The organism is Pseudoalteromonas sp. Angola-7 (assembly GCF_028599255.1).
GTDB classification, from domain to species: domain Bacteria; phylum Pseudomonadota; class Gammaproteobacteria; order Enterobacterales; family Alteromonadaceae; genus Pseudoalteromonas; species Pseudoalteromonas atlantica.
In genome coordinates this window covers 1-22,912 of sequence record NZ_JAQREL010000009.1, presented here as the reverse complement: position 1 = coordinate 22,912, position 22,912 = coordinate 1, and the positions used below count along the sequence as shown (strand labels likewise).

Annotated in this window: 20 protein-coding genes; 8 read left to right on the top strand and 12 right to left on the bottom strand. The window is 40.6% G+C overall.

Annotated features, from left to right (window positions below):
* Positions 1-97: 97 nt before the first annotated feature.
* Positions 98-562: a tRNA (uridine(34)/cytosine(34)/5-carboxymethylaminomethyluridine(34)-2'-O)-methyltransferase TrmL gene (trmL, locus tag PSH50_RS12890; RefSeq protein WP_029773366.1), complete on the bottom strand. Its 465-nt coding sequence runs from the start codon at positions 560-562 to the stop codon at positions 98-100.
* Positions 563-670: 108 nt separating this feature from the next.
* Here trmL and PSH50_RS12885 point away from each other — a divergent pair, with 108 nt between their 5' ends.
* Positions 671-1,588, top strand: a complete 918-nt coding sequence (locus tag PSH50_RS12885; RefSeq protein WP_029773365.1) for a cation diffusion facilitator family transporter — start codon at positions 671-673, stop codon at positions 1,586-1,588.
* Here PSH50_RS12885 and PSH50_RS12880 read toward each other — a convergent pair.
* From PSH50_RS12880 to PSH50_RS12870, 3 genes are read right to left on the bottom strand one after another with little or no spacing between them, the layout of a single operon-like run.
* A complete protein-coding gene (locus PSH50_RS12880) occupies positions 1,548-2,495 on the bottom strand; it encodes an alpha/beta fold hydrolase (protein ID WP_273587506.1) in 948 nt (315 codons plus the stop codon). The two genes, PSH50_RS12885 and PSH50_RS12880, sit on opposite strands and share 41 nt — an antisense overlap.
* A gap of 2 nt (positions 2,496-2,497) precedes the next feature.
* Positions 2,498-3,913, bottom strand: coding sequence for an ATP-binding protein (locus PSH50_RS12875; RefSeq protein ID WP_273587505.1), 1,416 nt, complete (start codon positions 3,911-3,913; stop codon positions 2,498-2,500).
* Positions 3,891-4,580, bottom strand: coding sequence for a response regulator (locus PSH50_RS12870; RefSeq protein ID WP_004588608.1), 690 nt, complete (start codon positions 4,578-4,580; stop codon positions 3,891-3,893). Before PSH50_RS12870 ends, PSH50_RS12875 begins: the two co-directional genes overlap by 23 nt.
* A gap of 185 nt (positions 4,581-4,765) precedes the next feature.
* On the opposite strand from PSH50_RS12870, the gene PSH50_RS12865 reads away from it, so the two are divergent.
* Positions 4,766-5,257 (top strand): Spy/CpxP family protein refolding chaperone, encoded by a 492-nt coding sequence (locus tag PSH50_RS12865; protein WP_029773363.1) that lies wholly within the window; start codon positions 4,766-4,768, stop codon positions 5,255-5,257.
* Between the two features lie 67 nt (positions 5,258-5,324).
* On the opposite strand, the gene yacG is transcribed toward PSH50_RS12865, so the two are convergent.
* From yacG to nadC, 8 genes are all read right to left on the bottom strand, one after another.
* Entirely contained in the window at positions 5,325-5,555 is a 231-nt protein-coding gene (yacG, locus tag PSH50_RS12860; protein ID WP_004588606.1) for a DNA gyrase inhibitor YacG, read from the bottom strand.
* A 47-nt stretch (positions 5,556-5,602) separates the two neighbouring features.
* A complete protein-coding gene (gene pilB / locus PSH50_RS12855) occupies positions 5,603-7,279 on the bottom strand; it encodes a type IV-A pilus assembly ATPase PilB (RefSeq protein ID WP_273609716.1) in 1,677 nt (558 codons plus the stop codon).
* Positions 7,280-7,425: 146 nt separating this feature from the next.
* The gene (coaE, locus tag PSH50_RS12850) at positions 7,426-8,046 is read right to left on the bottom strand and encodes a dephospho-CoA kinase (RefSeq protein ID WP_273609715.1); all 621 of its coding nucleotides are present in this window, start codon (positions 8,044-8,046) and stop codon (positions 7,426-7,428) included.
* Position 8,047: 1 nt separating this feature from the next.
* Entirely contained in the window at positions 8,048-8,950 is a 903-nt protein-coding gene (locus tag PSH50_RS12845) for an A24 family peptidase (protein ID WP_273609714.1), read from the bottom strand.
* A 152-nt stretch (positions 8,951-9,102) separates the two neighbouring features.
* Positions 9,103-10,332 (bottom strand): type II secretion system F family protein, encoded by a 1,230-nt coding sequence (locus PSH50_RS12840; RefSeq protein WP_273609713.1) that lies wholly within the window; start codon positions 10,330-10,332, stop codon positions 9,103-9,105.
* A gap of 89 nt (positions 10,333-10,421) precedes the next feature.
* Entirely contained in the window at positions 10,422-11,762 is a 1,341-nt protein-coding gene (locus tag PSH50_RS12835; RefSeq protein ID WP_273609712.1) for an O-antigen ligase, read from the bottom strand.
* Positions 11,763-11,823: 61 nt separating this feature from the next.
* A complete protein-coding gene (locus tag PSH50_RS12830) occupies positions 11,824-12,246 on the bottom strand; it encodes a pilin (protein WP_273609711.1) in 423 nt (140 codons plus the stop codon).
* Positions 12,247-12,720: 474 nt separating this feature from the next.
* Entirely contained in the window at positions 12,721-13,566 is an 846-nt protein-coding gene (gene nadC / locus PSH50_RS12825) for a carboxylating nicotinate-nucleotide diphosphorylase (protein WP_273609710.1), read from the bottom strand.
* Between the two features lie 215 nt (positions 13,567-13,781).
* Between nadC and ampD the strand changes: the two genes are divergently transcribed.
* The 6 genes from ampD (at position 13,782) to lpdA (ending at position 22,636) form a co-directional block, all read left to right on the top strand.
* Positions 13,782-14,336 (top strand): 1,6-anhydro-N-acetylmuramyl-L-alanine amidase AmpD, encoded by a 555-nt coding sequence (ampD, locus tag PSH50_RS12820; protein ID WP_273609709.1) that lies wholly within the window; start codon positions 13,782-13,784, stop codon positions 14,334-14,336.
* Between the two features lie 13 nt (positions 14,337-14,349).
* Entirely contained in the window at positions 14,350-15,201 is an 852-nt protein-coding gene (gene ampE / locus PSH50_RS12815) for a beta-lactamase regulator AmpE (protein ID WP_273609708.1), read from the top strand.
* A 404-nt stretch (positions 15,202-15,605) separates the two neighbouring features.
* Complete coding sequence (pdhR, locus tag PSH50_RS12810) at positions 15,606-16,355, top strand: pyruvate dehydrogenase complex transcriptional repressor PdhR (protein WP_004588597.1); 750 nt, start codon at positions 15,606-15,608, stop codon at positions 16,353-16,355.
* 90 nt (positions 16,356-16,445) lie between these two features.
* Positions 16,446-19,112, top strand: coding sequence for a pyruvate dehydrogenase (acetyl-transferring), homodimeric type (aceE, locus tag PSH50_RS12805; RefSeq protein WP_024031395.1), 2,667 nt, complete (start codon positions 16,446-16,448; stop codon positions 19,110-19,112).
* Positions 19,113-19,122: 10 nt separating this feature from the next.
* Positions 19,123-21,033: a pyruvate dehydrogenase complex dihydrolipoyllysine-residue acetyltransferase gene (gene aceF / locus PSH50_RS12800; RefSeq protein WP_273609707.1), complete on the top strand. Its 1,911-nt coding sequence runs from the start codon at positions 19,123-19,125 to the stop codon at positions 21,031-21,033.
* A 175-nt stretch (positions 21,034-21,208) separates the two neighbouring features.
* Positions 21,209-22,636, top strand: a complete 1,428-nt coding sequence (gene lpdA, locus PSH50_RS12795) for a dihydrolipoyl dehydrogenase (protein WP_054983299.1) — start codon at positions 21,209-21,211, stop codon at positions 22,634-22,636.
* Positions 22,637-22,912: the final 276 nt, after the last annotated feature.

Sequence of the window (22,912 nt, the reverse complement as noted above, 5' to 3'; positions counted from 1 at the left end):
TGAGCATATAATGCCCACTTTATTAAAAGCATGAACATGCTTTGCTATTAAAAAAACCGACGCTATGTCGGTTTTTTTATTGTTTGGTACAAGGTGCTTATTGCGCGTTAGGAAAGCCTAGCTGGCGCCATGATTCATAAACGAATACCGCCACAGCGTTAGATAAGTTCATACTACGGCTATTGGGCTGCATAGGAATGCGCACACGCTGATCGTTAGGTAGCGCTTGAATCATCTCATCGGGGAGACCGCGAGTTTCTGGCCCAAATACCAAGCAATCACCGGCTTCATAACTGGCTTCGTGATGAAACTGGCTGCCTTTAGTAGTGCATGCATACACTTTTTTAGGTTGGCACTTTTCAAGGTAGGCTTCAAACGAGGCATGGCGCTGTACGTTACTAAACTCGTGGTAATCTAGCCCGGCACGTTTTACTCGCTTATCGTCCCACTCAAAACCTAATGGCTCAATTAAATGCAATGAGTAACCTGTGTTTGCACACAAGCGTATGATATTTCCTGTATTTGGTGGAATTTCAGGTTGATATAAAACGATATCCAGCATAATGCGCCTTTCTATTAATCTATAATTTGACGAATGGCAGTATACACGAAACCGGTAAAAAAAATGATATACTCCCGCCATTGAATACCGCAAGTAGTGAATATTAACGTGCATCACCGTAGTTACGAATTTTGGGTTAAAACATCAAGCATAGTTACCATGGTTATGGTTAGCTTAATGATAGCCGCTAAAACCTGGGCATGGTTGGCATCGGGTTCAGCTTCTATGCTTGGCTCATTAACCGATTCATTAATGGATATTACCGCCACGGCCATGAGCTTTTTAGTGCTAGGGTATGCACTGCGCCCTGCAGATGACGATCACCGTTTTGGTCATGGCAAAGCAGAAGCCCTAGCCGGACTTGGCCAGGCTGCGTTTATAGCAGGGTCGGGGTGTTTATTGGCGTTTCACGGTATTGAGCGATTATTTAACCCAATTGTGCTTAGTCATTCACTGTTAGGTGTGTGGGTGAGTATATTTGCTATTGCTTGTACGTTAGTGATTGTGTTTTTTCAGATCAAAGTGGTTAAGCATACCGAATCCATTGCTATTAAAGCAGACTCGGTGCATTACAAAGGGGATTTAATTTTAAACGCCGCGGTATTACTTGCTATTTTGCTCTCGTATTATGGGGTGTTATACGCAGATCCGCTGTTTGCCATAGGCGTTGCCGGTTACTTACTTTATAACAGTTGGGATATTGCGTGTGAGAGTGCCGATCATCTTATGGATAAAGAACTCCCAGATGATGAAAAGCAAAGTATTTTAGATATTGCTAACGCACATAAAGATGTACACGGTGTACATGATATTCGCACTCGTCAAGGCGGTAAAATTAAGTTTATGCAAATGCACTTAGAGCTTGATGATCATTTAAGTTTAATACGTGCCCACAATGTGGCTGACGATGTAGAAAAGGCGCTTGCCGAGCGCTTTGACTCTGAGGTTGATATTTTAATTCATCTAGATCCGCTCTCGGTCGTACCTAAGTATCAAACGAAGAACAAAACTGATACAAGCGCATAAGCACAGGTTTTCTAATTTCGTCGCGTTCAAACAATAACTCGTGTTTAGCCCCTGCAAAGCTTTGCAGCTCGGCATTAGGGAGCCTATTTACGAGCTTTTGTTGCGCGTTGTTATCAACCACTTCATCGGTTTGTGCGCTGGCAATAAAAATAGGGAGGTTGATTGTGTGGGTATCCACGGCAGACATAAAAGCAAAGCTTGCATTTAACCAGCCATAAGTCACGCCGCCTAACTGTAAAAGTGGCTGTTGTTGATAAGTGAGCCTAAATAGGTTGTACCGCACTTGGCTGCTGGTTAAGGTATTAATCGCAAATTCTTCTGGGTTGTAATCGTTTTGCCCTAGCGCATAACTGTAGCCAAAACCGAGCTTAGTGGCGGCGCTGGCTATAAATTTAGCTACCGGTTTAGGAATACCTTTAGTGTAAATATCAAACATGGGCGCAGATAAAAACGCGCCGCTGAAAGTATGCGGGTAATTTGCAAAATAATCGTACGCTATAGCGCCGCCCATAGAGTGGGCTAATAATATTTTTTTGCCTTGCCAGTGTTTATTTACAATATGTTGGTTAAATAAATCTAAGTCGGCACTGTAGTCACTAAAGCGTTTTACATAACCCTTGTGCTTATTTTTTAACGATCGATACGAGCGGCCTTGCCCTTGGTGGTCGGCTATAAATACCGCATAGTTATTAGTGTAAAGCTCCCACAGTAGCTCTTTGTATTTTTCAAGCCCTTCTATGCGCCCAGAGCTAATTACTATGGCAGTGTTAGCTGTTTCTGGCACTGCGTAAGCAAAAAACAGTTTACCTTCAGATGCATTAAAATAGTTTTTATTAAGTACATTTTCGTAAAAGTGATTAATGCGTGCTTGGTTACTTTCAAGCGCTGATTCGGTACTGTAAAACATGCTTACTCTTTAATTAGTGGCAGGGTGATATTGGCACAAAGCCCGCCTTTTTCTTTATTAGATAGCGCTAAACTACCGCCGTGGGCAATAATAGCATTTTTAGCGATAGCTAAGCCAAGCCCTGTGCCGCCACTTACTCTGTCGCGAGCATCAGATTGCCTAAAAAAGGGCTCACAAAGCTTGCTCAGTTTCTCATTTGGAACGCCAGGGCCATCGTCGCAAATCTCTATATAGATTTGGTTGTTATAGTGTACGTTAAAGCTAATGTTGCTGTGCGCGTACTTTATTGCGTTACGTAATAGGTTTTCGAGTGCGCTGGCAATTAATGATTCATCGCAGCTTAGCATTACATCGGCATTGCCACTAAAAGTAAGTGTTTTAGTATTTTGCTTGGCTTCAAACTGCGCATCGTTTAATACGTGCTCTACTATATCTTTTAACGATTGCTTTTGTAGTGACAGTGTTTGGCTTTGCGCTTCTAAACGCGACACTTGCAGCACGTCGGCAATCATTTTATCAAGCTGGTTTGCTTCTTTTTCTATACGTAATAAATACGATTGGCTTGCCTCGTTGGCTTGCATTTGTGCAAGCCCCGTTGCCATTTTTAAACGCGTAAGCGGGGAGCGTAACTCGTGAGATATATCAGCCAGTAAGCGCTTTTGGGCACTAATAAGTTGCTCAAGCTGATTAGCCATGCTGTTAAAGTCGCGCCCAAGTACTCCTAACTCGTCTTTTCTGCTTGCAGGTATGGCAACTCGCGCTGATAAATCGCCTGATGAAAGCTTTATAGCTGCTTTTTTAAGGCTGTTAATTGGGGCGATTAAATTGCGACTAAAAATAAAACTCAGGATTAAAGAGGCAAAAATAGCTACGAGTACTTTCATCCAATTCGGCATTAACTTAAAGCGCATGAGCAAAGGAGGTTGGTGATTAATGTCTATTTCGTAGAGGTAAAACTGCCCCTCTGGCACGCTAATATTAACAGGGCCGAAAGCTTGGTATTTTTCGGTAAAAATGACCTGTGGCGCCAAGTTTTGACTAAAGCTAAGTAAGTTTAAATCTATTTCAGCGGGGATCTCTTTATTGCTTAATGCGTCTTCGGGTTGTGCTGCGCCTAAAAATAAAATCTTTCGTTTTGAAAGCCTAGGGTGCGATAAAACATCAGCAAGGGTGCGTTTGTGCTTAGTGGCGCTTCGCTCAATGCTTTTGGCAGTATAAATTAGGTTTTTTTTCATTGGCCCACGCAAAGGCTCGGTGCTTACTGCATTAATTGCCGTAATGTTGCTTAAGAATATAAGCGCAGCCACCGTGCCTGTTATTGTTAGCCAAAACCAAATAAATATTTTAAAAAATAAATAATGCCGAGGGTGCTTTAGCCATGCAAAGTAATGTTTGTTACTCACCTTGGATGAAGACATAGCCTGTTCCTCGCATTGTTTTTATTCGCTCGCCTTGAATATGCTCAGCTATTTTTTTACGAATATTGCTAACGTGCATATCAATTGAGCGGTCGAACGAAGCTAAGCGCCTGCCTAATACTTCTTCACTTATTTGCTCTTTACTAACAACTTCGCCGGCGTTTTTAATTAGTAACACCAGTACTTCGTACTCTGTGCCAGTAAGCGTGAGGGTGTGCTCGTTAATAGCGGCCTCTCGGGCTGCCAGATTAACCGTAATGCCATTTATATTCATTTTGCTAGGCGTTGCAACGTTTAGGCTATTTATGTGCTCTATACGACGGGTAATAGCTTTTACACGGGCAAGTAACTCGCGGTGATTAAATGGTTTGGGTATGTAATCGTCTGCGCCTAGCTCTAAGCCAAAAATGCGATCAAAGTCTTCGCCTTTTGCAGTGAGCATAATAACTGGTGTTAGCTTTGTTTGCCTAAGTTGTTTAAGTACCTCAAAACCATCAAGGGTGGGGAGCATGACATCAAGCAATATCAGCGCGTAGTCATTTGATAGAGCAAGCTTTAAGCCTTGCTCACCATCGTGAACGCTTTGTACGTCAAAACCTTGCGCGGCTAAATATTCAGTAAGTAGTTCGCACAAACCTGTGTCGTCATCAATCATTAATAGCTTCATTTCAAACCCTTAGGCAATTTCTATATGGTTATTTTACTTCTTAAATTGTGCAAAAGTGAATCTTTACACAACCTTTACACTGCTTTGCGTTACTTTGCGTTACTTTGCGTTGCAAGATGTATAGTTAACTCACTGACTTAGCAGTCACAACCAAATTCAATCCATCCAATATTAAGGTGATGATTATGACTAAAGTAAATACACTTTCAAAATTAGTACTTATTTGTGGTCTAGCAACGGCTACACTTGGCGCCGGTAGCGTATTAGCAAAAGGCGGCATGCACGATAAGCAAGGCCATTCTCAAGCGCGTTTTTTATTATCTGAGCGCGGTGCCGACAAGCTTGATTTAACGCAAGAACAGCAAACTAAGCTTGAAGCTATTTTTGAAGCGCAAAAAACACAGATGAAAGCAGTGCGCGGCGATGATAAAGAAGCCCGTAAAGCACAGCGTAAGGCTCAAAAAGAGAAAATGGATGCTTTACTTAGCGCACCAACATTTGACGAAAACGCTGCAAAAGAGCTATTAGCTGCACGCCACGAAAAAGGCACTGAGTTTGGCTTAATTAAGCTAAAAACACAGCATCAAGTAATGCAGGTACTTAACGCAGAGCAGCAAGAAAAGTTTGCAAAAATGCAAAAGCGTATGGGTAAAAAACACCGTAAGCAAAGAGACTAATTTATAGATTAAACACTAAAAAGCCAGCTTAATGCTGGCTTTTGTCGTTTAAGAGGGTGAAAAACGTTTATTTAAAAAAGTCGTCATCGTTTTTAGCCATCATCTCTTCAATATCTTCAATCATATCTTGGCTAATTTGGTTAGCCGAGGAAATAGGCGTTGATATTTTATTGTTCTCAAAAGACCATTCACCTAAATCAATAAGCTGACAGCGCTTAGAACAAAAAGGACGGTGTGGGCTTTGCTGTGACCATTCAACTTTGTTTTTACAGGTTGGACAGTTAACAATTGTTGGCATACTTTACTCTCTACAATGTGTTTTAGCCCTAATTAGGGCTATCACTTTTACATATTGGTTACGCGATTAATTTCAGCCAGAGACGTTAAACCATCGGCGGCTTTTCGTAAACCCGATAATCGCAAGTTATTAAACCCAGCTTGTAGCGATACCTCTGCGATTTCGAGCGAGTTGCCACCGCGCATAATAATTTGTGCAATTTCAGGGGTAATTTGCATTACTTCGTAAATACCCACACGGCCTTTGTAACCATCGGTGCAATTTTCGCAGCCTTTGGGTGCGTATAGTGTCATATCTTCAATTTGTGTTGTGCTAAATCCTTGACGAGCCAATTCTTCTGCTGGCAGTGTTTCTGGAGTTTTACACTTAGGGCATAAACGCCTAGCTAAGCGCTGGGCAATAATCAAACTTATAGAGCTTGCCACGTTATACGCAGGCACGCCCATATTTAATAAACGTGTTATGGTTTCGGGCGCTGAGTTGGTATGTAGTGTTGATAACACTAAGTGACCCGTTTGCGCCGCTTTAATTGAAATTTCTGCGGTTTCTAGGTCACGTATTTCACCTACCATCACTACATCTGGATCTTGACGTAAAAAGGCACGCAGGGCGTTAGCAAAGGTCATTTCGGCTTTAGGGTTAATTTGTACTTGGTTAACCCCTTCAAGGTTTATCTCAACCGGATCCTCGGCGGTACTAATGTTACGCTCTGGCTGGTTAAGTATATTTAAACCGGTATAAAGCGATACGGTTTTACCAGAGCCCGTTGGGCCGGTAACTAGTATCATGCCTTGTGGTTGCCCAAGCGCATCCATGTAGAGCTTTTTTTGATCCTCATCGTAACCTAATACGTCAATACCTAGCATGGCGCTTGATGAATCAAGAATACGCATTACTATTTTTTCGCCCCATAACGTAGGCATAGTACTTACACGAAAATCGATGCTTTTACGCTCTGTAATTTTTAATTTAATACGGCCATCTTGTGGTTTACGTTTTTCAGCAATATCGAGCCTCGACATTACTTTGATACGCGCCGATAGCTTACTTGCTAATGTATTTGGTGGGTTGGCAACTTCATGCAAAATACCGTCAATACGAAAGCGAATACGGTATTTGTGCTCGTAAGGTTCAAAGTGTAAATCAGAAGCGCCTTTTTTAATGGCATCCATTAAAATTTTATTGATATAAACAATGATTGGCGCATCGTCTTTATCATCATCTTTAGGTGTGGTTTCTTTAGGGCCTTCACTATCTAGGTCGGCAAACTCTTTAAATTCATCGGCGCTTAAATCTAAGCTGCCTGCAGCATCAAGTAGTTGCTCAATTTTGTTATCTAGCTGAATATAGTCAACCACGACTATTTCGCACGATAAGCCGGTGCTAAATTCAAAGTTTTCAAAGGCACCGTAGTCAGTCGGATCTGAGGCGGCAATGTATACTTTTCTACCTTTTTGAACCAGCGGTAAAATGTGGTGTTTACGTATTAGCTTTTCTTTAACTAAGTCTTCGGGGATTTGTGCAGGGTCGAAGTCTTTTAAATCAAAATACGGTACGCGAAATAAGTCTATACATTGTTCAGCTAAGTCGTTGCTGTCAATTTTTCCACATTTAGATATAAGCTCAGCGGTTGAGGCAAACTCTTGCTGTTTTGCTTTTACGGTATCGGCATCAATGCGGCCAAGCGTTATAAATTTTCTCAATAACGGTGAGTTAATATTCATTGCGCACCTATTTTAGTCCTTCAATAGTTAACAATTTATCAGAAAAAAGCAGGTGATTAAATTCGTTGTGCTTATCAACACCTTTTTTGCTAACCAAATTACGAGTTTATGTTGTTATGACCGCATTAAGGGGCATTAGTTGTATTTTATACTGCATATTGTAGGTAATTTTTATGAAGAACAACAAGTTCTGCATGAACAAGCTGTAAATCGCGGTCATTATTTAGAATATCATCGGCTTTTTGTTGTTTTTCTTCCCGTGGCATTTGTGACGCTATAATGCTATTTACTTGCTCAAGGCTAATATTGTCGCGTTTTATAGTACGTTCAATCTGCACAGTCTGTGGTACATCAATTAATAAAGTACGGTTGCAGTATTTATTAAGTTTATTTTCAAACAATAATGGTGCAACTAATACAACATAGGCACTGCTTGCATTATTTAAATCGGTAAGTATTTTTCCCCGAATAAGCGGGTGTAATAGTGCGTTAAGCCACTCTTTATCATCATTGTTGGTAAATATTTTAGTGCGCAGTGCTGCTCTGTTTAATGTGCCATCGGGTAGTAAAATACCCTCGCCAAAGTGTTCAATAATTGCATTTAGCCCTGTGCTGTTAGGGGCTACTACTTGGCGAGCAATAATATCGGCATCAACAACGCAAATACCCAGTTCTTCAAACATATTACTAACAGCCGTTTTACCGCAGCCAATACCGCCTGTTAAACCCAATACCCAATTGTTTATTTTAGTTGCTGGTTTATTCATACTAATAACCAATTAAATTAAAATACGCAGCTTGAATTTGAGCGCCCCACAGCAGTGTTATCCAACCAGCGATGGCTAAGTAGGGGCCAAATGGGATAGGGGTTGCTTTGTCTTTACCTTGTATGCTTAGAAGGGCAATACCAATAATGGCGCCCACCACGCTTGAAAGCAAAATAATGGTTAATAGTGACTGCCAGCCAAGCAGTGCGCCAAATACGGCCAGTAACTTAAAATCGCCATAGCCCATGCCTTCTTTACCGGTTAATAGCTTAAATAACCAAAATACACTCCACAGGCTTAAATAGCCGCATGCGGCCCCTACTATCGCATCGCCTGGGCTTATTGTTATACCCATTACAGCGGCTATAAGCGCAAGCCATACTAAAGGCAAAGTGAGCTGATCGGGCAGTAGCATGTGGTCAATATCAATAAAGGTGAGCGCCACTAAAATCCAGGTTACAAAAATATATAAAAGGGCGTGCTCAGTAGCGCCAAAGCTGTAGGCAATAACTAAACTTAATAGTGCGGTAATGGCTTCAACTATCGGGTAACGCGCTGATATTGGGTTACTGCAATTAGCGCATTTACCTTTAAGCACAATCCAACTAATAATAGGGATATTCTGCCAAGGCTTAATCGTGGTTTTGCATTTAGGGCAGGTAGAATTAGGTTTTACTAAATTAAATGACTCACTGTTACTGGCTTGTGTAGGTTTGGCTGTTAGTTCATCTTCTAATAATAACCTACATTCACTTTGCCATTCTCGCTGCATCATTAACGGCAATCGATAAATAACTACATTTAAAAAGCTGCCTACACATAAACTGACTAAGCCAACCGTGGTTAAATAAAACCACTGCTGACTTTGCATCGCAGTGGTTATATCAAGAAAAAGATTTTCCATTAAAATACCTAACTTCAGGCCATTTATAGGCCAATTTTATTTTACTGTGTTGAATAGTTCTTACTATTCATTTTATCTTGCAAGCTATTAATTAGCGTTTGAAATTTTGCTTACAGCTTACAGCTTACAGCTTACAGCTTACAGCTATGTTTTTAAATTACAGAGCCTAACTGGAAAATTGGCAAGTACATGGCAACAATTAAGCCACCTACAAGCACACCAAGTACAGCCATAATAAGCGGCTCTAATAAGCTAGATAAGCCATCAACTGCATCATCAACTTCTTGCTCGTAAATTGTTGCTACTTTGGCTAGCATGCCATCTAGCGAGCCAGACTCTTCACCAATGGCCACCATTTGAATAACCATATCAGGGAATATTTTAGAGTTACGCATCGCCCAGTTCATTTGATTACCCGAGCTCACCTCTGCTTTAATGTCTAAAATAGCATAGCGATACACAGCGTTGCCGGATGCACCTGCTGCAGAATCTAGCGCATCAACAAGGGGTACACCTGCAGCAAAGGTGGTCGAAAGCGTACGGGCATATCGTGCAACAGCGGCTTTATTTAAAATCATACCAATTACAGGGAGTTTTAATATAGCCCGGTCTGTTGCATCTCTAAGTTTTAAACTTCTGATCTTGGCTTCTTTAAATGCGTAACCAAAGCCAACAATGGCTATTAAAATTACCCACCAATATTCCTGCATAAATTCAGATATACCAATAACAAATAAGGTAAAGGCAGGTAGTTGTGCGCCAAATCCTGCAAATATATCTTGAAACTGAGGTACTACAAAAATAAGCAATATAGACGTAACAATACCAGCTATAACTAACACTGAAATAGGGTAAAACATCGCTTTTTTAATTTTTGATTTAAGCGCTTCAGATTTCTCTTTATATAAAGCGACACGGTCAAATATTTTATCAAGCGCACCCGATTGCTCACCCGATGCCACTAAATCACAATACAAATCATCAAAATAGCGAGGGTGTTTTCTAAGTGCTTGTGAGAGAGGTTGACCTGCTTTAACTTCATCGCCAATTGTTTCCATTAACTTACCAACACTTTTGTTGGTGGAACCTGAGCCAATCATTTCAATGGCTTGAATTAATGGAACGCCGGCCATTAACATAGTGGCAATTTGGCGTGTAACTAACGCAATATCTTTAGGAATAATTTTTTGAACACTTTGTATGCCAAATAACGGCTTAGGCTTGCGCTTAACTTTTGATGGGGTGATACCTTGTTTTCTAAGCTGGGCTTTAACTAGGGCAACACTAGAGCCTGTTAGTTCCCCTTCAAGTTTTTTCCCTCGTGCACTTACGCCTACCCATTGAAAGGTATCAAGGCCTTTATCTTCTTGTTTTTTTGCCATTGGAAGTACTCAGTTTTATTCGGGTTAAAGATTTATAATCATCATAAGCATAACTTAAACTAATGATTCTTGGTAGAAAATATGTTTTGTCAAAAACGCTGGCCAACAGACCAAAACCGTGGGCCGTATATATAGCCTTTATCAGGGTCTATATTATTATAAATTTCTATTGCTTTTTGTAAGTAGAATGCCCATCCGAGAATAAATACACATGCTAAAAAAAATTTTACATACATATTAATAGAAAGTGGCTGGTTTTTCTTCTTATAAACCCTGCCAATTAGTAAGCCCCACATAATAAATAATAAAGTCTGTGAAACAGGCATCACGTGCACACCAGAGAATAGCGAATAGGTTAAACCTATAGTAAAGGAATAAAAAATACCTTCTGTAACTATATCATTTTTATGTTTTTTTAGGTGTTTAAATGCTTTTTTTAGCATTGTAAATACCAACACAACAATACATATAAGAGCAATTCCACCCCATTCATTCAAAATTTCAATTAATGAGTTATGTGGATGGCTAAAGGGTGCAGAGCTTCCCAGCGACATTTCAAATACCCCGGGACCATTTCCTATTAGTAAGTTCTTCCAAGTTAAATTGGATAACGTATTCTGCCACAAGTCAATTCGTCCTGATGAGCTTGTACGAAGTATTTCAGCACCTCCTTGATTAAGTGAATCCAGTACATAAAAACTAATATAACTTACAACTAGGCAAGCTAACCCTGTTAGTATTTGCTTTTTTAAAGAGGTTTTTAATATAAGGGCTAACACCGAGAAGGTTAAAAAAGAGAGCAAAGCGCCACGGGCTTGACCAATAAATATGAGTAACAGGTTTAAAAATAAAACTATGAATACGATGCGTTGAATATTCTTAAATTTCAGAAGTAGTATTAAAAAAGGAAGAATAAAGACCTGTACCTGATTAAAAAAGCGGATATTGATAAAGCCAGAATATATTATGTAAGGGTTTAGTGGTTGCTGATCAGAAAGTGTAAAAATGATATTGAGCAAACAGATTAATACTAAGCTTGTGTGGGATATTAATAATGCATAAATGATAAATAAAATAGATTTCTTATCACTTATGGTACTTACATAGTACATACATACAATAAGTAAACTCATATGAAATGTATAAAGCAAGCTAAAGCTTTGCTCCTGACTCATTAATGATGATAAATAACCAAAAGAGATAAATATAATGAATAACAAGTAACTTTTTTTATCCAATGATCTCATAACAGGTTTCTTATTAGAGATAAAAGCAGTAATAACGAGAAAGCTTACGCTAAGAAAGAAAGTTATTTGAATAATTCGTTGGTGGTTATGATAATCGTATGAAGTTATTGGTATAAAAGATGTTAGTGTGCAGAGAAAGAGCAAGCTGATGGTTAATTTTTTGAACTGATTTACTTTATTCATTATTGCCAATTTTACGCATTAAAAAAGCGCCAGCAGAGGCGCTTTTTTAATTAATAAAGCATTAAGATTGTGGGCAGCTTTTAGGTGCTAAATCTTTGTTCGCTGCTGGAATACCGCTGGTTGCACATGTCCAAGTGCCTTCGGCGCTTCTAGTCCAAGTTAAAACAGCGCTTGAAATTTGCGTGGGTGCATTTTGTATATTACAAACAATAGTTGTAGCTGTTGTAGATATACTACAGTTTTGAGTTGACGCACTTAAACCAATATCTGTAACCCCTGGAGCTCCAGATTCACCGTTGTTTTTTGCTATTTCAAAACCAGTTCGGCCAGCTGATATCTCACCTAAACCAGCTGTTAGTTTTGATGTGGCTTGGTAATTTGAGTACGCAGGCAATGCTACTGCGGCAAGAATACCGATGATTGCTACAACAATCATTAATTCGATTAGGGTGAAACCCTGTTGTTTTTGAGTCATTGTTTTCATGTTTCCTCTCCTAAAGGATAATGTTTTGTAAGGTAGACAGGCTAGTGGCGAAAATGCCAAGTTTAATTTACCTGATTAACTTTACAGATTTACTTAAAAATAAATTTTCACGTACTTTTAGCCTTAGGTATGAAACACAAAAGCTAAATGTGAGTTCATTATGTTGCAACTTGCGTAGGCTACCTAAACACAAAGTAGACTAAATATAGGAAACATACTGACCATTTGCTTTAATCTTTTAGGTATTTTTTGAAGATTAAAACAAAAAGCAGTTACTTATTACTATATTTTTCAAGGAAGTAATACAACAGGGTTAGTCTAACACTTTTTTTATGCTTAAAGCACACAAAATTTTCTAAAAAGGATACTTTATTTAACAAAATGTTACAAAGTAAGCCTTTTGGATTATTAAAAGTCTTTTCATGCGTTTTGTCAATTAATTAGCATCAATAAAACTAAATTGTTGTCGTGCTTTTATACAAAACGCATCGATAAATCGATTGATTGTAAATTTTTTGTAAGTGCGCCGCTGGAGATGAAGTCTACACCTGCCTGCGAGTAAGTTTTAAGCGTTTCTAGCGTCATATTGCCAGAAACCTCTAATTTAGCGCGCTTATTAGTAGTGGCCACAGCTTGCTGAATTTGTTCAACGCTAAAATTATCGAGCATGATTATGTCGGCGCCGGCATCAATAGCCTGCTCAAGTTCACTTAACGATTCAACCTCTACTTCTACGGGTTTTGTAGGGTGGTTTTGCTTGGCTTGTGCGACTGCTTTATCAATTCCGCCACACGCTGCTATGTGGTTTTCTTTAATTAAAAACGCATCAAATAAGCCTATACGATGATTTGCACCGCCGCCGCATTTAACAGCGTATTTTTGCAGAGCTCTGAGTCCTGGTATTGTTTTACGGGTATCGAGCAGTTGGGTTGTGGTGCCGCTAAGCTCTTTTACATAATTTGCAGTTGTGGTTGCGGTACCCGAAAGCGTTTGTACAAAGTTAAGCGCGGTACGCTCTGCAGTTAAAATAGCGCGGGCAGAACCTTTAGCTGTAAATAAGGTGCTATTTGCTGGCACAAAGTCGCCATCATTTACTAATACGTTTACTTCAACGCTTGGATCTACTTGCTTAAACACTTCTATAATGATGTCTTTACCGCAAAAAACGCAGTCTTCGCGGGTAATTACTTTAGCATTTGCGTGCTCGTTTTGTGGAATAAGCTGCGCGGTAATGTCGCCGTCTTGTGCTGATTGATAATTTAGATCTTCATCTAAGGCGAGGGTGACAAGTTGAGTAATAAGCGTGTGCGAAATTGACATATGAAGGCTCATAAGTGTTAATAAATTAAGCAAATTTTACTATGTTTAAATAACTAATAGAAGTGCTTTTAAATGAGCAGGGGTTATTACACCTACATATATAGCATGGCTGCTAAAAGTAATACTAGCAGCTGAATGTTAGCTAGCCGCAATGGCTATCATTCTTTATATAAATCCTTTAGCATCAAGTTTATGTATACCGTGGTATTAAAATAATGCAGATAGATTCAAGCGGAGTTGTCGCTAATATAACACAGCGGCCGTGTACGCATTTTGATGAGCGCCCTGAAAATACCGATATTTCGCTGTTGGTAATTCATAATATTTCCTTGCCGGCTGGGCAATTTGGCACCGAATACGTTGATGCACTGTTTATGGGTGAGATTGACTGTAATGCGCACCCCAGTTTTTGTGATTTAAATGGGCTTAGAGTGTCAGCGCACTGTTTTATAAAACGTACTGGCGAGATTATTCAATATGTGCCATTTAATAAACGTGCGTGGCATGCCGGGCAATCTGAATATGAAGGGCAAAGCGCATGTAATAATTTTAGTATAGGTATTGAGCTTGAAGGTAGAGATACCACACCTTACACTCAGGCGCAGTACACCAGCTTACATAATCTAACAAAGGCAATTATGACCCGTTACCCGCTTATAACCACTAAGAGAGTAGTAGGGCATTGCGATATAGCACCTGGGCGAAAAACCGACCCTGGGGAAAGTTTTAATTGGCCTGCTTATATAAGCAGGCTAGAACAAGCAAATTAAGTGAGTCGCTATCATGATTTTAGTTTCTATAATTATTGCACTAATACTTGAGCGTTTAGGTGCGCGCTCACAGTATTGGCAAATAAGCCATTACGTTAATGGTTATTTAAATCGCTCGGGTAAATTACTTAGTGAAAACGGATTGTTTAGCTCGGCAATTGGCTTTTTAATTTGGTTAGTTTTGCCGGTAGTGGCTGTTGCGCTTATATATGTACTTTCTGACTTTGTACTGTGGCAGTTAGCTATAAATGTTGCGGTTTTATTGGTTTGTTTTGGTTGTGCTAAGCACCGCGCTTTATATAAGTCGTATTTAAATGCACTAACGCGGGATGATAAAACCGCGGCCTCATTATACGCACTACAAATGGGGCAAAAACACCTAGAGGATGAAGAGGGCGGAGAAACATTTGGGCAAACTTTAGCGTGGATTAATTTTAGATTTTATTGCGCCGTTATTTTTTGGTTTGTAATGCTTGGCGCCCCAGGAGCCGTGTTGTATGCAATAGTGCGTACGTTGGCCGATTTAGTCAAAGAAAACCATAAAGTGGTGTTTGCAAATCGTTTTACGCTGCTGCACAAATTATTATTTTGGCTAGATTGGCTACCAGCGCGTGTTGCAAGCTTTGGCTACTTAGTTATTGGTAACTTTAATAAAGGTACAAGCTGCTGGTTGCATTATGTATTGGATTTTAAAACGTCAAACCGCAAAGTAGTTACGTGTACAGCGCTTGCGGCTGAGCAAGTAGAGCAGCGTTATTACGGATGTGCTATTGAAGCCACTTGTATGATTAAATTAGTTAAACGCAACGTGCTTTTTTATTTAGTACTTATTGCACTGCTTACTTTATTTGGCGGTTTATCGTAGTCGCGATTTTATATCGCGCAAGGTGTACCTCGCTTAGGGTGAGTATCGCGGTGAGGCTGTTGGTCGCGGGGTAAACCCGCTGCTACGACCTTCTTTGATTCAAAAATTAATTTCTTCAATAATTTCAACTAGAGTGAATATTCTAATTAGCTCTGGTCAGACCATTTGTTTTCATCTTGTTAACGTTTGAATAAAACAACCTCAATTGTGCATTGTTTGAACTTCGTTCAAAATGCGTTACGCTACTCTAATTGCTCAAATAACCCGTAAATTGACAGTGATTTGCCTTTTTGATACCTTATTGAAAATTTTTGGTATGACCAATTTACCTTTTGGGTAAATCGTCAAGCTCTAGGCCTTAAAAATTAGGCTTTTTAGTATTTATGCAACGTGGACGTTGATTAATGTCTTTAAAGATTAAAGCAGCAAAATTATCTGATGTTATTTTACAGCAACTTGAGAATATGATTCTTGAGGGCTCATTAGCGCCAGGTGAAAAACTGCCGCCAGAGCGCGAACTAGCAAAACAGTTTGAGGTGTCTCGCCCCTCACTGCGTGAAGCTATCCAAAAGCTAGAAGCAAAAGGATTGGTCACTCGCAGGCAAGGCGGTGGCACGTTTGTAAAAAATCAGCTTGAAGAGGGACTCACTGATCCGCTGTTTGATTTGATCAGTAAGCATCCTGAATCACAGTTCGATTTACTTGAATTTCGTCATGCACTTGAAGGGATTGCTGCATATTATGCGGCGCTTCGTGGTACCAGCACCGATTTTACCAAGGTTAAACAAAGCTTTGATAAAATTGCTCAAGTTAATAACGATTTACAATTAAAAGCCAAAGCAATTAATGCGTTTCACTTTAGTGTAGCCGAAGCCTCACACAACGTGGTTTTACTTCACTTAGTGCGAGGCATGCAAGCGCTACTGGAGCAAAATGTATTGCAAAACTTAACGGTTTTATTAAAAAAACCAGATATTAGCAATCAATTAGCCCAGCACCGGCGCTTATTAATGGATGCCGTAATTGAGGGCAATCCAGAACAAGCCCGACTAGCAAGTAATGCCCATTTAGCCTTTATTGAAGAAGCATTACTTGAAGCGGGTAAAGAGCATTCGCGAATTGAACGTAGTTTAAGACGCACAAAACAAAATTAAGCTAATACGCTGTACTTAGAACACACTAAATTAGGTATACGTGGTATTAAATTAACAACATTCGTATTTTAAACATAAGGAAACCTCCATATGTCTGAAGTCAATAAAATTGACGTAGACGCGCTAGAAACACAAGAGTGGTTACAAGCTCTTGAATCAGTTGTGCGCGAAGAAGGTGTTGAACGAGCTCAGTATTTACTTGAGCAAGTGTTAGAGCAAGCCCGTTTAGACGGCGTTGATATGCCAACTGGCACAACAACTAACTACGTTAATACTATTCCAGTAGATCAAGAACCGGCGTACCCAGGGGATGTAAACCTTGAGCGTCGTATTCGTTCGATTATTCGTTGGAATGCAATCATGATTGTATTACGTGCATCGAAAAAAGATCTCGACTTAGGCGGCCATATGGCGTCTTACCAATCATCAGCTGCGTTTTATGAAGTGTGTTTTAACCACTTTTTCAAAGCGCCAAATGAGGTCGACGGCGGTGACTTAGTTTACTACCAAGGTCATATTTCTCCGGGGATATATGCGCGTGCATTTGTTGAAGGTCGTCTTACGGCTGAACAGCTTGATAACTTCCGTCAAGAAGTAGATGGTAAAGGTTTACCGTCATACCCGCATCCTAAATTAATGCCTGAATTTTGGCAGTTCCCAACGGTATCTATGGGCTTAGGTCCAATTGCGTCTATTTACCAAGCACGCTTTTTAAAATACCTAGACGGCCGTGGCTTAAAAGACACTAAAAACCAACGTGTATACGCGTTTTTAGGTGACGGTGAAATGGATGAGCCAGAATCACGCGGCGCAATCTCTTTTGCTGCACGTGAAAAGCTAGACAACCTATGTTACTTAATTAACTGTAACTTACAGCGTTTAGATGGCCCAGTAATGGGTAACGGTAAAATTATTCAAGAACTAGAAGGCCTATTTAAAGGCGCTGGTTGGAACGTAATTAAAGTTGTATGGGGCAGCGGATGGGATATTCTGCTGGCTAAAGATACATCAGGTAAATTACTACAATTGATGAACGAAACAATTGATGGTGATTACCAAACATATAAAGCGAAAGATGGCGCGTACGTACGTGAGCATTTCTTTGGCCGTTACCCAGAAACAGCTGCACTTGTTGCAGATATGACTGATGACGAAATTTTTGCGCTTAAGCGTGGTGGTCATGAGCCATCAAAACTGTATGCTGCATTTAAAAAAGCTGAGCAAACAAACGACCGTCCTACCGTAATTCTTGCTAAAACTGTAAAAGGTTACGGCATGGGTGAAGCGGCTGAAGGTAAAAACATTGCGCACCAAGTGAAAAAAATGGACATGAGCCATGTTGAACACTTACGTGACCGTTTAGGCCTACAAGATTTAGTATCAGAAGAGCAAATTAAAGATCTTCCATACTTAACGCTTGAAGAAGGTTCAGAAGAATACAAGTACTTACACGCACGCCGTGATGCACTTAAAGGTTACACACCTACACGTATTCCTAAGTTTACTGAAGAGCTAAAACTGCCAGAAGTAGACGCGTTTAAGCCGCTACTTGAAGAGCAAAAACGTGATATTTCTACCACAATGGGCTTTGTACGTGCACTTAACGTGTTACTAAAAGACAAAGGCATTGGCAAAAACATTGTGCCAATTATTGCTGATGAAGCACGTACATTTGGTATGGAAGGTTTATTCCGTCAAATCGGTATTTACAATCCACATGGCCAAAACTACACCCCTCAAGACCGCGATATTGTTTCTTACTACAAAGAAGCTACATCAGGCCAAGTACTTCAAGAGGGTATTAACGAGCTAGGTGCAATGTCGTCATGGGTAGCTGCTGCAACATCTTACAGCACTAACGATTTACCTATGATCCCATTCTACATTTACTACTCTATGTTTGGTTTCCAACGTGTTGGCGACATGGCATGGATGGCGGGTGACCAGCAAGCACGTGGTTTCTTATTAGGTGCAACAGCAGGTCGTACTACGCTAAATGGTGAAGGTCTACAGCACGAAGATGGTCACAGCCATATTCTTGCAAATACGGTTCCTAACTGTATTTCTTACGACCCAACGTACGCATTTGAAGTAGCGGTAATTATTCAAGATGGTATTCGTCGTATGTACGGTGAAAACCAAGAAAACATTTACTACTACCTAACGCTTATGAACGAAAACTACCATCAACCAGCAATGCCAGAAGGCGCTGAAGAAGGTATTCGTAAAGGTATTTACAAGCTTGAAAGCTACGAAGGTAAAAAAGCCAACGTACAGCTATTAAGCTCAGGTACTATTATGACTGAAGTGCGCAAAGCTGCAGCCATTTTAAGCGAAGAGTACGGTATTGCTTCTGATGTTTACTCAGTAACATCATTCAATGAGCTTACCCGTGACGGTCAAGACGTTGAGCGTTTCAACATGCTTAACCCAGAAAGCGAGCAAAAAACGCCTTACATCACTAGCGTATTAAACGATTCAGTGACTGTTGCTGCGACCGACTACATGAAAAACTACGCAGAGCAAGCGCGTTCATTTATTCCAAGCAGCAACTATAAAGTGCTTGGTACAGATGGTTACGGACGCTCTGATAGCCGTGAAAACTTACGTCGTCACTTTGAAGTTAATGCAAGCTACGTGGTTGTTGCTACGTTATCTGAACTTGCTAAACGTGGTGATGTTGAAAAGTCAGTGGTTGTTGAAGCAATTAAAAAGTTCGACATTGACACAAACAAACTAAATCCACTGTACGCATAAGAGGTTTGCAATGAGTATTGAAATTAATGTACCAGATATCGGTGGCGATGACGTAGAAGTAACCGAAATCTTAGTAAGCGTTGGCGACAAAGTAGATGTTGATCAATCGCTACTAACCGTTGAAGGCGATAAAGCATCAATGGAAGTACCTGCTGCGCAAGCAGGTACAGTCAAAGAAATTAAAGTAAGCGAAGGCGACACTGTAACAACAGGGTCGTTAATCATGATTTTTGAAGGCGAAGCGTCAGGTTCACAAAGTGAGCCAGAAGCGCCAGCTAAAACTGAGGCGTCTGCACCTGCAGAAGCTTCAGGTTCTTCAACTAAAGAAGTAACCGTACCAGATATTGGTGACGACGAAGTTGAAGTAACAGAAATCATGGTCGCTGTTGGTGACAGCGTAGATGAAGAGCAGTCAATTTTAAGTGTTGAAGGCGATAAAGCATCTATGGAAGTACCAGCTCCTTTTGCCGGTACTGTAAAAGAAATTAAAGTAGCCGAAGGCGACAAAGTAAAAACAGGCTCTTTAGTGTTTGTTTTTGAAGTAGCTGGCTCAAGTGCACCTGCATCAGATGCGCCAAAGCAAGAATCTGCGCCAGCAGAGACTACTCAAAGCGCCGAGCCAAGCACAAAAGAAGTAAACGTGCCTGATATTGGCGATGATGGAGTTGAAGTAACTGAAATCATGGTTGCTGTTGGTGATACGGTTGAAGAAGAGCAATCTATCTTAAACGTTGAAGGCGACAAAGCGGCAATGGAAGTACCAGCCCCGTTTGCTGGTACCGTTAAAGAAATTAAAGTGGCCGCTGGCGATAAAGTCAAAACTGGCTCACTTGTGTTTGTTTTTGAAGTTGCAGGCAGTGCGCCAGCAAAAGCAGCAGCCCCGGCTGAGCAAAAGCCAGCGGCTGCACCAGCAAAAACCGAGTCTGCGCCAGCTCAAGCTGCACCTGCGGCTAAAGCAAGCGATGAAGGTTTTGAAAACAACAGTGCATATGCCCATGCATCGCCAGTTGTTCGCCGCTTAGCGCGTGAGTTTGGTATTAACTTAGCAAACGTTAAAGGCTCAGGGCGTAAAAACCGTGTAGTAAAAGAAGACGTGCAAAACTATGTTAAAAACCTAGTTAAGCAAGTTGAATCAGGCCAATTAGCTGCTGGTAAAGGCAATGCAGGCGGTGGTGAGCTTGGCTTAATTCCGTGGCCGAAAGTAGATTTTGCTAAATTTGGTGAAATTGAAGAGAAAAAACTATCGCGTATTCAAAAGCTGTCGGGTAAAAACCTACACCGTAACTGGGTGCAAATTCCACATGTTACACAGTTTGACGAAGCTGATATCACAAGCCTTGAAGTGTTCCGTAAAGAACAAAACGTGTTAAGCGAGAAGAAAAAGCTTGGCGTTAAAATCACACCACTTGTGTTTGTGATGAAAGCGGTAGCGAAAGTACTTGCTGAGTTTCCAACGTTTAACTCGTCATTGTCTGAAGACGGTGAAAGCCTTATCCTTAAAAAGTACATCAATATTGGTGTGGCAGTAGATACGCCAAATGGCTTAGTTGTTCCAGTATTTAAAGATGTGGACAAAAAAGGCATTATTGAATTATCTCGCGAGCTAATGGATATTTCTAAAAAGGCGCGTGAAGGTAAGTTAACGTCATCTGATATGCAAGGCGGCTGTTTTACTATTTCAAGCTTAGGCGGTATTGGCGGTACGGCATTTACGCCGATTGTTAATGCACCAGAGGTTGCAATTTTAGGTGTATCTAAATCTGAAATGAAGCCTAAGTGGAATGGTAAAGACTTTGAACCAAAATTAATGGTTCCGCTTTCTATGTCGTACGATCACCGTGTGATTGACGGTGCTCTAGCTGCACGCTTTACCGCAATGCTTGCTAGCTACATGAGCGACATACGTCAATTAGTGATGTAATCGCTACAATATGAACAAAATCAAATCCCAGCCAGTTGTTTTTAGCTGGGATTCTTACTATATGCAATGATACAATCTTTGCACTATTTGTGAATTGCTCTGATTTTCTGCCCATGCAGAAACATGGCAGTTAAATTTTAGGGCAGTGTCCCGTTCAAACAATTAAGGTAATAGCATGAGCAACGAATTAAAAACTCAAGTTGTTGTACTAGGCGGTGGTCCTGGTGGTTACTCTGCGGCTTTCCGTGCTGCTGACTTGGGCTTAGAAGTTACATTAGTAGAATCGCGTGAAACATTAGGCGGCGTATGTCTTAATGTTGGTTGTATTCCTTCAAAAGCACTTTTACACGTGGCTAAAGTGATTGATGACGCTGCAGAAATGTCATCTCACGGTGTTACTTTTGGCGCTCCGCAAATTGATTTAGACAAAATTCGCTCTTGGAAAGAGTCGGTTGTTGGCCAGCTTACAGGTGGCTTAGACGGCATGGCTAAGATGCGTAAAGTTAAAGTTGTACCAGGTTACGGTAAATTCACTGGCAGCAACACTTTAGACGTTGAAGGTGCTGACGGCACTACAACTATTACATTTGATAACGCAATCATTGCTGCGGGTTCTAAACCTGTTAGCTTACCGTTCATCCCAGAAGATGACCGTGTAATTGATTCAACTGGCGCATTAGAGCTTAAAGACGTACCAGAAAAACTACTTGTATTAGGTGGTGGTATTATCGGTCTTGAAATGGGTACGGTTTACCGCGCACTAGGTTCTGATATTGATGTAGTTGAATTTGCAGATCAGTTAGTTCCGGCTGCGGATAAAGATATCATCAAGGTTTACCAAAAATACGTAAACAAAAAATTCAATGTTATGCTTTCTACTAAAGTTGTTGGCGTTGAAGCGAAAGATGATGGCTTATACGTTACTTTTGAAGGCAAAAACGCACCAGCTGAGCCAGTACGTTACGACAAAGTACTTGTTGCTGTAGGCCGTACGCCTAACGGTAACTTACTTGATGCTGATAAAGCAGGTGTTAATGTTGATGAGCGTGGCTTTATTAATGTTGATAAGCAATTACGTACTAACGTAGACCATATTTTTGCAATTGGTGATTTAGTTGGCCAACCTATGCTTGCGCATAAAGCGGTACACGAAGGCCATGTTGCAGCAGAGGTTATCTCTGGTCAGAAGCACTTCTTCGACCCTAAATGTATTCCTTCAATTGCCTACACTGATCCAGAAATCGCATGGGTAGGTGTGACTGAGAAAGAAGCAAAAGAGCAAGGCTTAAGCATTGAAACTGCGGTATTCCCGTGGGCTGCATCAGGTCGCGCAATTGCATCTGCACGTACAGAAGGTCAAACTAAGCTTATCTTTGATAAAGACAGTGGCCGTGTAATCGGTGGTGCTATGGTGGGTATTAACGCAGGCGAAATGCTTGGCGAAATCGGCTTAGCAGTTGAAATGGGCGCAGACGGTGAAGATTTAGCACTTACTATTCATGCTCACCCAACATTGAACGAGTCTATTGGCCTTGCAGCTGAAATTTTTGAAGGTTCAATCACTGATTTACCAAACAAAAAAGCGGTTAAAAAGAAGAAGTAAACTCTTTTAGTTAACTGTTTAAAAACCCAGGCCTCGGCTTGGGTTTTTTGTTTTTATAGCCGTCAGCCGTCAGCCGTCAGCCGTCAGCCGTCAGCCGTCAGTTTAAGACAAGCTCGTCTTGACACGTAAGTTAATATGAGCAAAATTTCTAGCTGATAGCTGATAGCTGATAGCTGATAGCTGATAGCTGATAGCTGATAGCTGATAGCTGATAGCTGATAGCTGATAGCTGATAGCTGATAGCTGATAGCTGATAGCTGATAGCTGATAGCTGAT